This is a genomic window from Halopenitus malekzadehii, assembly GCF_900108505.1.
GTDB lineage: Archaea > Halobacteriota > Halobacteria > Halobacteriales > Haloferacaceae > Halopenitus > Halopenitus malekzadehii.
Genome location: NZ_FNWU01000001.1, coordinates 746,454 through 759,180, shown reverse-complemented (window position 1 = coordinate 759,180; position 12,727 = coordinate 746,454). Strand labels below are relative to the sequence as shown.

Genomic DNA, 12,727 nt, shown 5'->3' with positions numbered 1-12,727 from the left:
GGCATCGGCTACACCGGTCACGACGGCATCGGCTACACCGGTCACATCGGCAACCAGTCACAGCGGCCACACCGACGGCATCCGCGAAATCACGGACACCGACCACATCGACCGACGGACCTCCCAACGTCACACAGCCATTCATATGACCATCACCATCGAGGACATCACGGCGGCCGAAGAGCGGATCGACCAGGCAGCGGGCATCAGACGGACCCCGGTGCAAACGAGCACGACGCTCGGCGACCGGCTCGGCGCGGACGTCCGGCTCAAGGCCGAGCACCTCCAGAAGACGGGATCGTTCAAACCACGCGGCGCGTTCAACGCCATCCACCGGATCGCCGGGGGCGACGCCGATCGAGTCGTCGCGGCGAGCGCGGGCAACCACGCCCAAGGCGTTGCGTACGCGGCGACCGAGCTCGGTCTCGAGTCGCTCATCGTGATGCCCGAGACGGCACCGCAGGCGAAAGTCGACGCGACCGAGGGATACGGCGCGACGGTCCGGCTCGAGGGCGACACCTTCGCCGAGGCGATGGCGGCGGCGCGCTCGGCGGCCACGGAGTCGGACACCGAGTTCGTGCACGCCTACGACGATCCCGACGTCGTCGCCGGGCAGGGAACGATCGGCCTGGAGCTGCTCGAGCAGGTGCCCGAGATGAGCCTCCTCACCGTCCCGATCGGCGGCGGGGGGTTGATCGGCGGGATCGCGACCGCGGTGACGGCCATCGACGACTCCGTTCGGATCGTCGGCGTCCAGGCCGAGTCGGCCGCGACGGTGCCTCAAAGCCTCGATAAGGGGTATCCGGTCGCGAACGAGACGCCAGACACGATCGCCGACGGGATCGCGACCGGGAGCGTCTCGGATCTCACCTTCGACATCATCTCCGAGCGCGTCGACGAGGTCGTGACGGTCACCGACACCGAGATCGCACAGGCGACGCTGTTCCTGCTCGAGCGGACGAAACAGCTCGTCGAGGGGGCCGCCGCGGCGGCCGTGGCGCCGCTTCTCAGCGGGACGATCGACTGCCGCGGCGAGACCGTCGTCCCCGTGTTGGGCGGCGGGAACATCGACGTCGCGACCCTCCAGGACATCCTCACGCGGGCGCTCGTCGATCGACGACTGTTCGTCACGCTCACCGTCAGGATCGACGACCGACCGGGGGTACTCGGGGAGGTTGCCGAGATCATCGGCGATCACGACACCAACGTGCGAAGCGTTCGCCACGACCGGTCCGAGGAGGGGCTCCCCGTCGGCAAGGCCGACCTCGTCATCAGGATGACGACGCCCGGCACCGCGGCGATCGACCGGATCATCGGGGACATCGAGGCGGCGGGATACACGATCAAGCGCGTCGTTCCGACCGGGGCACCCGACGAGTAGCCAACCGACCTACCGGTTGAGCGTGTGAATCGCCTGCCCCATCGCGTTCTCGGCGGCCTCCATCACGGCCTCCGCCAGCGTGGGGTGGGTGTGAACGGTCGTCGCGACGTCCTCGAGCGTCGCACCCGTCTCGACCGCGAGGCCGATCTCCGCGATCAGTTCGGAGGCGTCGGGCCCCACGATCTGTCCGCCGAGCACGGCGTGGCCGTCGGCGTCGGCGACGATGCGGACGAAGCCGTCCGTCGCGTCGGCGGTCATCGCGCGCCCGGACGCCCGGAACGGCATCTCGCCGACGACGGGGTCGAATCCCTCCTCGGCGGCCTCGGCCTCCGTGCGTCCGACCGTGGCGATCTCGGGGTCGGTGAACACCGCGTTCGGGACGACCTGCCCGTCGGCGTTGCCAGCGGGTTCGCCGGCGATGGTTTCGGCGGCGACGATGCCCTCGTGGCTGGCGGCGTGGGCGAGCATCGGATCGCCGGCGACATCGCCGACCGCGAAGACGTGGTCGAGGTCGGTCCGGCCCTCCGCGTCCGTCTCGAGGACGCCGTTCTCGTCGGGCTCGAGGCCGATAGCCTCGAGCTCCAGCGTGTTCGTGACCGGCTCGCGACCGACCGCGACCAGCACGCGGTCGGCCCCATAGACCGACTCCTCGCCGTCCTCGGTCTCGGTGACGATCTCGATCCCGTCCCCGTCTCCGTCCCCGTCCCCGTCGTCGGTCTCGCGCAGAGCGCGTGCGCCCTCGCCGAACGAAAACTCGATCCCCAGCTCCTCGGCCCGCGATCGGACGACGCGTTTCACGTCGTCGTCGTAGATCGGGAGTATGTCGTCGAGCATCTCGACCACGGTGACGTCGGCGCCGAGCTTGGCGAAGGTCGTCGAGAGCTCCATCCCGATGTAGCCGGCGCCGACGACGACGAGTCGGTCGGGAACCGTCTCCGCACCCAGCGCGTCGCGTGAAGACCACACCGCATCGTCGGCGAACGGGAAGTTCGGAACCTCGATCGGCCGGCTCCCCGTCGCCACGATCGCGTGCTCGAAGGCGATCGTCTCGGGCGCCGCGTCCGCGCCGTCGACGTCCAGTTCGGATTCGGAGGCGAACGTCGCCGTGCCCTCGACGAGGGTCACGCCGTTCGCCTTACAGAGCTTCTCCACGGAGCGGCTCATCCGGGAGACGACGCCGGCCGTCCACTCCTGCAGCGTCGGCATATCGACCTCGACGTCGCCCCGAAGACCCAGATCGGTCGCGTGGGTCGCCTCGTGGGCGAGGTTGGCCGCGTGGATGTACGCCTTCGAGGGGATACAGCCCGCGTTGAGACACACCCCGCCGTAGGCGTCCTTCTCGATCAGCGTCACGTCGAGACCGTGCTGTGCGGCGCGGATCGCGGCGACGTATCCGCCGGGTCCGGCGCCGATGACCGCTACGTCCGTGTCGATGTGTGCGTCAGTGGTTCTCATTGTGGTGGTGAATCACGCGGCATCGCGGCGACGACCCACCCGTCTCCGGGAGGGACGGTGCGACCACGTGAGGTGAACGCGCGAGTCCCGTCCGTTCGGTGGGGGCTCACGCTCATCGTCCGTATCGTCCGATCGTCAATGGTTCGCGAGGTGGTTTATACGTTCCCAATCGGGCCAGCGTGGGTCACTCCGAGCCCTTGCGAAACCGATCGTCGACCGCCGTATTGACCGACTGAGCGGTCGGGAGATGCCACCCGAACCGGACGGCATACAGTCGGGTTCCGACGGTGACCACTGCACACAGCGCGGCAGCGACGTTGCCGGCGCCGAGCGCGACGGCGAGGAGCCAGTAGGTCGTCCCACCGAGGACGGCACAGCTGGCGTAGAAGTCGGTCACCAGGATGAACGGCGATCGGTCGAGCAGGATGTCGGCGAACGCGCCGCCGCCGACCGCGTTGATCGTGGCGATGGCGACGACGCCGAAGCTCGACACTCCGGTTTCGGTCGCCACGATGGCGCCGGTGGTCGTGAACGCCGCCAACCCGACCGCGTCCGAGACGACGGTGATCGGGTGGTCGTCCGGGGAGTCCAACACGAGGTGTAACCCCACCGCGAGGCTCACCCCGACCATCCCGAGCGAGATCTCACCCATCGAACTGAGCGCAAGCGGGATCCGGCCGACGATCACGTCCCTTGTCGCGCCGCCGACGAACGCCGTGGTGAGGCCGACGACGGTGATCCCGAACAGGTCGAACTCCTCGCGGATCGCCTTCGCGGCCCCGACGAGGGCGAACGCGATCAGGCCGATCGAGTTCATGATCGCGAACGGATCACCCAGGACGGCTCGAAGCGACTCGTACACCTGTGAATACGGTTTGGCGGGTAACGTCCTTGAACGCTGTGGTTTCGGGGGTTCGAGCGGATCGGACGTTGACTGAGCGCCGATCCGGCCATTCCGGCGATCCGGTCATCCAGTCGACGCCGCCCGCCACGGCCTCGCGTGGAGTCACGTCTCGAACGATCGTCGATTGATCCTCGATCATCCACCGATGGGGTCTCAATCATCCACCGATGGATTTATATATTGAAATGAGAGAGGCAGTACCAGCCATGGTATGGTATGAAATCTTAACAGTCGTTCCAGCATATATGGATATCGCTAACAGTCGATGGTTGTGGCTCTCCACGCTGCCCGTCGTTTCGGTCGTGTTGCTGCAGGCGGCGATCTTCCTCCGGCGGGCCTGGAACGACGGGAAGGAGATGGGACTCTCCGATGACCAACTTCGTTCCGGCTTCAAGACCGGATTCATCTCAGCGATCGGCCCCGCCGTCGCCGTCCTGGTCGGGATGTTGGCGCTGATCGCGACCGTCGGCGGTCCCGTCGCCTGGATGCGCCTGTCGGTCATCGGGTCGGTCGCGTTCGAGCTTCCGGCGGCCGAGCTGGGCGTCAGCCAGTTCGGCTACGGGCTGGGTGACGAGGGGATCACCGAGACCGCGTACGCCACGGCGGTCTGGTCGATGACGCTGGGCGGCACCGGCTGGCTGCTCGTTTCGGCGCTCGGAACGCCGCATATGGAGAAGGCGCGACAGAAGTTGGGGAACGGCAAGGAGAAGCTCATCCCGATCATCAGCTCCGCCGCGATGCTCGGGGCCTTCGCCTACTTCCTGACCGGCGAGGTCACGACGGGCACCCCGGAGGCCGGGTCCGTCGCCGTGGGGGGGCTCGTGATGTTGGTGTTGTTGCGGATCGCCGACGAGCGTGACCTCCAGTGGATACGCGAGTGGGCACTCGGCGTGGCGATGATCGTCGGCCTCTTCGTCGGCGTCGCGCTGCAGGTCACCGTGGGAGGAGGGTGGTAAGATGTCCGAGCAATCAGCTGCAGCCGACGGATCGGACGCCGGTTCGGACGTCTACCAGGACAGCTTCATTCCGTACATCAACACGTGGGGGCGCCGGACGAATCTCCTCGCAGTGCTGCTGTCGCTGGGGCCCGCAGTCGTCCTCCTTACGGTCTTCGACATCGTGCCGCCGTCACAGGCGGTCATCGGCGCGTTCGTCTCGGTGGCGGCGACGTTCGGCATCTTCTGGGTGGTCGAGCCGATCTCGTATTACCCCGTGCTGGGGATCCCGGGCACCTATATGGCGTTCCTCTCCGGGAACATCTCGAACCTCCGGCTACCCTGTGCCGCCGCGGCCCAGGAGAGCGCCGACGTCCAAACCGGCACGCCGCAGGGGAGCATCATCTCCACGATCGCGATCGGGGCGTCGATCGTCGTGAACACGACGTTGCTTGGCGTCGGCGCCTTCGCGCTCGTGTCGGCGTTCCAGGCGATGCCCGAGCTGTGGCAGAACGCGCTCGAATCCTACCTCGTTCCCGCGGTGTTCGGGGCGATCTTCGCGCAGTTCGGACGCGATTACCCGAAGGTCGCCGCCGTCGGGTTCGTGCTCGCGCTGGCGATGACGCTGCTGTTGGAGCAGGGCCTGCTCAACTTCCTCCCGGGCTACCCGCTGTACGTGGTGATCATCGTTTCCGTCTTCGGAACGATCCTGATCGCCCGATGGATGTGGGAACAGGGGATGATCGAGGCCCCGGACGACTCCTGAAGCAGCAAGAATCAAGAGGTTGCGAGCGAATCTATAGACAACGACCGATACCCCATGACGACACAAACGACGAGCCCATCGGACGCGGAGTTGACGGAATTGCGACGCGAGTTCCACCGCCACCCCGAACCCGGGTGGTGTGAGTTCCGAACGACGGTGCGGATCGTCGAGGAACTGGAACGGATGGGCGTCGACGAGATCCACGTCGGCCCTGACGCCCTCGATTCCGAGGAGCGGCTGGGCGTGCCCGACGACGACGTCCTCGCGGAGTGGTTCGAGCAGGCGGCCGCAGAGACCGACCGGACGGACGTTCTCGAACGGCTCGAGGGCGGTCACACCGGCGCGGTCGCCGTCGTCGAGAACGGCGAGGGCCCGACCGTCGGCCTGCGTGTGGACATCGACGCGCTGCCGATCACCGAGTCGACCGACGACGACCATCGACCCGTCGCGGAGGGTTTCCGGTCGGCGAACGAGGGGTATATGCACGCCTGCGGCCACGACGCCCACATCACGTTCGGGCTGGGGGTCCTCCGAACGGTGCTTGACAGCGAGTTCTCGGGGACGTTCAAGGTCTTCTTCCAGCCCTCCGAGGAGCTGTTGGGCGGCGGCAAGGCGATGGCTGCCGGTCCGCACGTCGACGACGTCGACCACCTGTTCGGCGCCCACGTCGGCCTGGACACGCCGGTCGGAACGGTCGTGGCCGGGCTCGACGAGGCGCTGGCCCTCTCCCGGATGGACGTCACCTTCGAGGGCGAGTCCGCCCACGCCGGGCTGGCGCCGAACGAAGGCCGGAACGCGGTGCAGGCGTTCATCGCCGCCGCGGACAACATCTACGCGATCCCGCGCCATCGGGAGGGGAACACGCGCGTGAACGTCGGCGGGATTCACGCCGACAACGCCGCCAACGTCATCGCCGATCGCGTCACCGCGTCGGTCGAGGTCCGCGGCGAATCCACCGAGCTGATGGAGTATATGCGCGATGCCGTCGATCGGTACGTCGAGACCGCGGCGGAGATGCACGAGTGTGAGGCCACGGTCGAGCTCACCGGCGAGTCGATCCGGCAGGACAGTGACGAGGAGCTCGTGGAGCTGGTGAGCGGGATAGTGACCGACCACCCCGACTCGCTCTCGCTGGTCCGCCGCGACGCGCTGGCGGCGAGCGAGGACGCCACGTACCTGATGCAGGCCGTCTCGGAGAACGGCGGCACGGCGACGTATCTGGGCATCGGTGCCAGCAACCCGAGCGGTCACCACACCCCCGCCTTCGATATCGACGAGCGGAGTCTCTCGATCGGCGTGTCGGTGCTATCCGACTCCGCGTTGAGGCTCCTCGCCTAGCGCCGATCGAACGGCCGTCGCCTGACGCCGCGCGCCGCGGCTGGCGGCCGGTTCGATCGCGGCAGCCGAATCGGATGGGGTTCTAATATGTTTGACACGATCCGGATCCTCTCTCGGATCAATTATATAACCACACCAGGAACCTCTCGGCTGACTCCCGATCGTGGATCTGCGTTCGATACGTTCACACGGTCGTTCCGATCCAGAGGGCGATAGCTCGTTGCAAACCCAGTCGCGTTCCGTTCGCCATCCCACCGCCACTCAGTCCCCGATTCCGTTCCCGATTCCGTTCCCGATTCCGTCCCGGTTCCGCCCTCGATTCCGTCCCCGATGCCGAGCCGGACGTCGACGAACCTCTGTCCGATGATCGACCAGATCTGCGGGTCGTCCGGATGCAAATCCAGACGGATAGTCATATACATTTACATATCATATAATGTATTAAAACACGATTTCGGAAGACCACGTGGGGTGACGGATCGACGTGGGGGACGCCTCGTACCAAGTGAAGATCGCGTCGATCGACCCCACGACTGCGGCGACCGGATATGTTGGAGACCGGATCGCAAAAACCCTTAAAAGCGTCTCGAACGTACCCATATCTATGCATAAAGACGAACTCCTCGAACTCCACGAACAGATGGTAACGATCATGGAGCACTTTCGCGAGCGCGAGGACGTCCGATCGGAGCTGTTCGATCCCTACGAGGAACTCGACATCGATCCGTCCCACGTTCATAAGTCGAAGAGTGAACACAAACATGCGGTGTTCGTTCTCGGCAACGCGCTGGCGACGGCGATGAGCGAGGACGAGTTCTCGGCGGCGGGCCGCGTCGGCAAGCGGATGGAGGAGCTCGCCGACGACGCCGAGAGCAAGATCTGACGACGAGGATTCTGCTGTGCACCGGTCGCCACGAGCGTGAGCTGCAGCACCGGAACGCCGCCATCTCCGTTCGTCCGTTCGATCCGGCCCTCCGGCAGGATGGCCCGCAAGCAACCCTCAAGGCGTCCCGGACGAAACGGGGGGTATGAACGACACCGCGGACGTCGACCTGACGGTCCGCGCCGCCGAGAAGCGCGATGCCGGCCGCGGGATCGCACGTCTCTCGGAGTCGACTCGTACACGCCTCGGCGTCCTCAGCGGCGATACCGTTCGGATCGAGGGTGACCGAGCGACGGTCGCGAAGGTGTGGCCCGGCGGCCACGACGTCCCCGACGGCGCGGTCCGGATCGATGCGGACACCCGTGCCAACGCCGGCGTCAAGGTGGGCGAAACGGTCCGCGTCTCGCCGGTCGCGGTCGCGGACGCCACCGCCGTGACCTTCGAAGCCCCGGGGAGCCTGGAGACCGTCGACGTGGACCGTGAGACGATCGAGCGGTCGATCGCCCGCGACCTCCGGGACCGCCCGCTCACCGCCGGGGAGTCGGTCCACGTCGAGCGCCTGGGCGGGCTCCGGTTCACCGTCACGTCGACCGATCCCGATGGAACCATCCGCCTCACCGATCGGACCGACGTCTCGGTCGTCCCCGCCGAGGGATCGGGCGGATCGACCACCGAGGGATCGGGCGGATCGACCGCCGAGACGGACGCCGACACCACGCCCGATTCCGGGGAGGGCAGCTCCGGGACGTCGGAGCCCAGGACACTCGACACCGGAGCGTCCGATCTCGGAGCACCCGACACCGGAGCGTCGGGTCCCGAGCCCGTCCGCACCGAGGAGCCCCCTCGAGCCGGCGCAACCTACGAGGACATCGGCGGCCTCGACGAGGAACTCGATCTGGTTCGAGAGCTGGTCGAGTTGCCGCTCTCCTCGCCGGAGCTTTTCACCCGGCTCGGCGTCGACCCGCCCAAGGGCGTGCTGCTGTACGGCCCTCCGGGGACCGGGAAGACGCTCATCGCACGCGCGGTCGCCAACGAGGTCGACGCTACCTTCATCACGGTTGATGGCCCCGAGATCACCTCGAAGTACAAGGGCGAAAGCGAAAAGCGGCTCCGCGAGGTGTTCGAGCGTGCGCGGGAGGACGCCCCGGCGATCGTCTTCTTCGACGAGATCGACTCGATCGCCGGCGAGCGAGACGACGGCGGCGACCTCGAGAACCGGGTCGTCGGCCAACTCCTCTCGCTGATGGACGGGCTCGATGCCCGCGGGGACGTGATCGTGATCGGCGCGACGAACCGCGTCGACGCGCTCGATCCGGCGCTTCGCCGGGGCGGTCGGTTCGATCGCGAGATCGAGATCGGCGTCCCCGGGGAGGCCGGTCGGCGACAGATCCTCGACGTTCACACCCGACGCACCCCGCTCGCCGAGGACGTCGACCTCGGCGCGATCGCCGCCCGCACGCACGGGTTCGTCGGCGCCGACCTCGAGAGCCTCACCCAGGAGGCGGCAATGACGGCGCTGCGGCGCGCGCGGGAGGCTGGCGCGGACCTCACCGAGGTAACGGTGACGCGGGGTGACTTCGAGGACGCCCTCACCGCCGTGGAGCCGAGCGCGATGCGCGAGTACGTCGCGGAGACGCCCGAAACCACCTTCGCGGACGTCGGCGGGCTCGAACCGGCCAAACGAGCCCTCGAAAAGGCCGTCACCTGGCCGCTCTCGTACGGGCCCCTCTTCGAGGCCGCAGCGGCCGATCCGCCGACCGGGGTCCTCCTGCACGGGCCACCAGGAACCGGCAAGACGCTGCTTGCGCGGGCGATCGCGGGCGAAAGCGGGGTCAACTTCATCCAGGTCGCGGGTCCCGAGTTGCTCGACCGCTACGTCGGCGAGTCCGAGAAGTCCGTCCGCGAGGTGTTCGAGCGCGCCCGCCAGACCGCCCCGACGATCGTCTTCTTCGACGAGATCGACGCGATCGCGACGGCGCGTGGTGGCGGCGGAGGTGGCAGCGGAGGTGGCGCAGCCGGGGGCTCCGGTGGCGGATCCGCGGTCGGCGAGCGTGTCGTCTCCCAGCTGCTCACCGAACTCGACCGCGCCGCCGAGAACCCCTCGCTCGTGGTGATCGCGGCCACCAACCGGCGGGAGGCCCTCGACCCCGCCCTGTTGCGTCCGGGACGGCTGGAGACTCACGTCGAGGTCCCGAACCCGGATCGGGAGGCCCGCGTCGCGATCCTGGAGGTCCACACGACCGACCAGCCCCTCGCCGAGGACGTCGACCTCGACGCGATCGCCGCGGAGACCGCGGGGTTATCGGGCGCAGAACTCGCCGCGATCTGTCGGGAGGCCGCCCTCGCCGCGATCGAGGACGTGACCGAAACCTACGGCGAGTCCGCGGTCGACCACTCCGATGCGGTTCGGATCACCGCCGACCACTACCGGATGGCGGTGGCGTCGGTCGTCGACTCCCGATCCTGAGCGGTCCGCTCCCGGGAACCGATCCCCTGCTCCGCTCCCCCCGAGATGCTCCCGTGCACTCCGCTTCCGGGGAACGATCGTTTTTGTCGATCGCGTGCCTGTAGACGGTATGGATCGGCCCGGGGCCCGGGAGGTCGCCCGTCGGATCGGGGCCGCGGCGATGGACGGCGCGCGCACCGTCGGCGGCGTCGAACTCGCCGCGGTCTTTCTCGCCGTCCCGAGCGTGCTCGTCGTCGCACACCTCCTGCCCGGCAGCGAGGCGTGGGCGTTCTCGCTCGCGAACGACGGCGTCCTCACGAGCCGATGGACGCTCTGGACGGCGTTCGCCTCGAGTTACGTCCACGCGGACGTGAACCACCTGCTTCACAACGTGGCCGTCTACTGGATGATCGTCGGCGTGGCGTACCCGTTGTCGGCGGTGGCGGGATGGCGATCCCGGTTCGTCGGCGTCACGATCGCGTGCCTACTCGTGGTTCCGGTCGTCTCGGCGTGGGCGACGCTGACCGCACTCGGCCCGATCACTGACGCGCCGTCGATCGGGTTTTCCGACGTCAATACCGCCCTCCTGGGGTACCTCCTCGTCGTGTGGTTCGTCGCCGCCGATCGGTCGACCCACGGCCGGATCCCGCGGGAGTGGGTATCGGTTGCGGCGCCGACATCGGTCGCCGTCATCCTTGCGACACCCTCGTCGGTGTGGTACTTCCCCCAATATCCGGCCGCGGCGGCGGTCGCGGCCGGGGTGAGCGCGCTCGCGTTCGCCCGGATCCGGCTGCGACGGCCGGCGGGATCCGGCCGTCGGGACTCGGTCGCGTCCCCGACGTCTTCCGCCCCGATCGACCCGGTTCGGGAGTTCCTCCTCGTCCTCGGCGCGAGCGTCGTCGTCTCCGGGATCGTCGGATCGATGCTCCTCGTCCCGCCGGGATCGAACGTCTGGGCCCACCTGGCCGGCTATCTCGTCGGGCTGGCGGCGGCGCTCCCGCTCGTCGGTGTCGAACGGTAGCCAGCCACCCGCCGTGCGCCGCGGTCGTGCCTCAGATCTTCGAAACGAGGTCCGTGAGGGCCGCGCTCGGGTCGTCGGCCTTCGCGACGCCGGAGGCGAGCAGGACGCCCGAGGCGCCGAGGTCGGCGGCCGCCGCGACGTCCGACCCGGTCGAGACGCCGGCTCCACAGAACACGTCGACGGAGTCGTCGACCTGGGTCACCGCCGTGACGGCGTCCGTGACGATGTCCGGGTCGGCGCTCGCGACCGAGACGTCGCCGCCGATGAGTGTCGGCGGCTCGACCGCGACCGCGTCCGGTCCGAGCGCCGCCGCGGCGCCGGCCTGGGCGGGGTTGTTGGCACAGACGATCGTCTCGAGACCGTTGTCGGCGGCCACCTCGCGAGCGCGGTCGATGTCCGCGAGCGTGAGCCGGCGCTCGGAGTGGTTGATCAGGGTGCCGACCGCGCCGGCGTCGGCGACCGTCGCCGGGCGTGTCGATCCGGTGTGGGACCCGTGGTCGATCGGCGAGACGTGTTGGGCCCACGTCTCGACGCCGGTGTCGGCGACGCGCGCGAGGTCGGCCGCCTGCGGGGCGACGGCGATCCGGACACCGGCGTCGTCGGCGACGTCTCGTGCGGCCGTCGCGACCGCGATCGAGTCACAGGGATACGCCTTCAGGTTGACGAGAACGAACATACCCGCAGTCGACGGTGCCCGCGCAAATAGTTTGATACTCGGCATCGACGGTCGCCGAAACCGCATCGCCGAAAACTACAAGCGTTCGACCGCCCTGTCGGCGTATACGTACCGTCCGTATGTCACTCATCGAACTCATTGCCCGGGTGGAGGCGACCGCAGCAACCCTGCTGGTCGTCAATGCGAACGCCACGGCACGCGAGGAGCTGGCGGAGACGTTCGCCGACCGCAACCTCGTGGTGACCGAGGCCACGCTCCCCGGAGCACCCGACCGGTTCGCCGTGCTCGCTCGTGACGGGGAGTTCGTCACCGCTGTGGCGATCGACGACCTCCTGTCCCCATCCCGGACCTCGCAGAACGACTCGTCACCCGGGACCTCGCAGAACGACTCGTCATCGGGCGGCCCGTCATCGGACGAAACGGCCCCGGAGTTCGATCGGCGATCGTACGCCTCGGTCCTCGACGCGCTCGATGAGACGACGTTCACCTCCTACTCGAAGCGGAAGATGGTGGCGGCCTCCCGGGAGATCGAGGACCGCGCGTGGCGGGTCGGCTCCGGGGAGCTTCACGCGGGCTTTCAAACGCTTGCGACGCTCGGGGGGGCCGTCGAGACGTACAACCGACTGGCGGAGCGCGAGGGGCTGGCCGTCCACGCCTACGCCGCGCCGGAGGGGCCGGTTCCGGATGCCGACTTCGAGGTCCACGTCGAACGCGCACCCGAGATTCGGGAGGCGTGGTTCGTGGCCTACGACGGCGGCGGTCTCGAGGAGAACGCGTGTCTACTGCTTGCCGAGGAGCGTGAACCGAACCGATTCTTCGGGTTCTGGACCTACGACCACGAAACCGTCGACGGGGCGATCGCGCACGTCTCAGAAACGTACGGCGTCACCGCACCCGGCGGCGCCGACGAGTGACCCGGTCC

At 68.1% G+C, this 12,727-nt stretch carries 11 protein-coding genes; 8 read left to right on the top strand and 3 right to left on the bottom strand.

The window, feature by feature from the left end; genetic code table 11:
- The first annotated feature begins 145 nt into the window (after positions 1-145).
- Complete coding sequence (ilvA, locus tag BLW38_RS03775; protein ID WP_092814448.1) at positions 146-1,381, top strand: threonine ammonia-lyase; 1,236 nt, start codon at positions 146-148, stop codon at positions 1,379-1,381.
- Between the two features lie 9 nt (positions 1,382-1,390).
- On the opposite strand, the gene lpdA is transcribed toward ilvA, so the two are convergent.
- On the bottom strand, positions 1,391-2,836 hold the full coding sequence (gene lpdA, locus BLW38_RS03770) for a dihydrolipoyl dehydrogenase (RefSeq protein WP_092814445.1): 1,446 nt from the start codon (positions 2,834-2,836) through the stop codon (positions 1,391-1,393).
- Positions 2,837-3,020: 184 nt separating this feature from the next.
- Entirely contained in the window at positions 3,021-3,653 is a 633-nt protein-coding gene (locus BLW38_RS03765) for a trimeric intracellular cation channel family protein (protein WP_092815627.1), read from the bottom strand.
- Positions 3,654-3,985: 332 nt separating this feature from the next.
- On the opposite strand from BLW38_RS03765, the gene BLW38_RS03760 reads away from it, so the two are divergent.
- The 6 genes from BLW38_RS03760 (at position 3,986) to BLW38_RS03730 (ending at position 11,129) form a co-directional block, all read left to right on the top strand.
- Positions 3,986-4,696, top strand: coding sequence for a DUF5058 family protein (locus tag BLW38_RS03760; RefSeq protein ID WP_092814442.1), 711 nt, complete (start codon positions 3,986-3,988; stop codon positions 4,694-4,696).
- 1 nt (position 4,697) lies between these two features.
- The gene (locus tag BLW38_RS03755; RefSeq protein WP_092814439.1) at positions 4,698-5,441 is read left to right on the top strand and encodes a hypothetical protein; all 744 of its coding nucleotides are present in this window, start codon (positions 4,698-4,700) and stop codon (positions 5,439-5,441) included.
- A gap of 54 nt (positions 5,442-5,495) precedes the next feature.
- Positions 5,496-6,779, top strand: a complete 1,284-nt coding sequence (locus BLW38_RS03750; RefSeq protein ID WP_092814436.1) for an amidohydrolase — start codon at positions 5,496-5,498, stop codon at positions 6,777-6,779.
- 604 nt (positions 6,780-7,383) lie between these two features.
- Positions 7,384-7,662, top strand: a complete 279-nt coding sequence (locus BLW38_RS03740) for a UPF0058 family protein (protein ID WP_092814430.1) — start codon at positions 7,384-7,386, stop codon at positions 7,660-7,662.
- Between the two features lie 145 nt (positions 7,663-7,807).
- Positions 7,808-10,129, top strand: a complete 2,322-nt coding sequence (locus BLW38_RS03735) for an AAA family ATPase (protein ID WP_092814427.1) — start codon at positions 7,808-7,810, stop codon at positions 10,127-10,129.
- A gap of 109 nt (positions 10,130-10,238) precedes the next feature.
- Positions 10,239-11,129 carry a rhomboid family intramembrane serine protease gene (locus BLW38_RS03730; RefSeq protein WP_177167410.1) on the top strand — a complete coding sequence of 297 codons (891 nt, stop codon included), beginning with the start codon at positions 10,239-10,241 and terminating at the stop codon, positions 11,127-11,129.
- A 31-nt stretch (positions 11,130-11,160) separates the two neighbouring features.
- On the opposite strand, the gene tpiA is transcribed toward BLW38_RS03730, so the two are convergent.
- Positions 11,161-11,805: a triose-phosphate isomerase gene (gene tpiA, locus BLW38_RS03725; RefSeq protein ID WP_092815624.1), complete on the bottom strand. Its 645-nt coding sequence runs from the start codon at positions 11,803-11,805 to the stop codon at positions 11,161-11,163.
- A 119-nt stretch (positions 11,806-11,924) separates the two neighbouring features.
- On the opposite strand from tpiA, the gene BLW38_RS03720 reads away from it, so the two are divergent.
- Positions 11,925-12,719, top strand: coding sequence for a DICT sensory domain-containing protein (locus BLW38_RS03720; protein ID WP_092814420.1), 795 nt, complete (start codon positions 11,925-11,927; stop codon positions 12,717-12,719).
- Positions 12,720-12,727: the final 8 nt, after the last annotated feature.